This window comes from Streptomyces sp. P9(2023) (assembly GCF_032436795.1).
Taxonomy (GTDB): domain Bacteria; phylum Actinomycetota; class Actinomycetes; order Streptomycetales; family Streptomycetaceae; genus Streptomyces.
In genome coordinates, this window is the sequence record NZ_JAUPWM010000486.1 from 1 (window position 1) to 270 (window position 270).

Below are 270 nucleotides of genomic sequence, written 5' to 3' on the forward strand. Positions count from 1 at the left end.
GACCAATCGTCGTGGCCCCAACTTCCTGGCCGATACCTCGATCATTCAGGTTCAGCGCAATGCCTAGAAAGCCGATGGGCAGCAGTAACAGTAGCAAACGTCGCGTCATACCGGCGCCTCCTGAGCAGGCTGGGCTCGGCTTGCCTCGGGCTGGCGCACGCTGACTCGGCGGTAGCGTTTGTCGATGACGGCCAGCAGGCCACCGAAGGCCATCAGCAAGCCACCCAGCCATAGCCAGCGCACGAAGGGCTTGTATTGCACGCGCATGGC

1 protein-coding gene is annotated in these 270 nt (G+C 62.6%); it reads right to left on the minus strand.

Features of this window, described 5'->3' with window-relative positions:
* Positions 1 to 105: 105 nt before the first annotated feature.
* A complete protein-coding gene (locus tag Q5762_RS40210) occupies positions 106 to 267 on the minus strand; it encodes a cytochrome c-type biogenesis CcmF C-terminal domain-containing protein (RefSeq protein WP_399495601.1) in 162 nt (53 codons plus the stop codon).
* Positions 268 to 270: the final 3 nt, after the last annotated feature.

Coding starts and splice junctions, on each gene's coding strand:
- Q5762_RS40210 (WP_399495601.1), bottom strand. CDS start 267: ATGCGCGTGCAATACAAGCCCTTCGTGCGCTGGCTATGGCTGGGTGGC.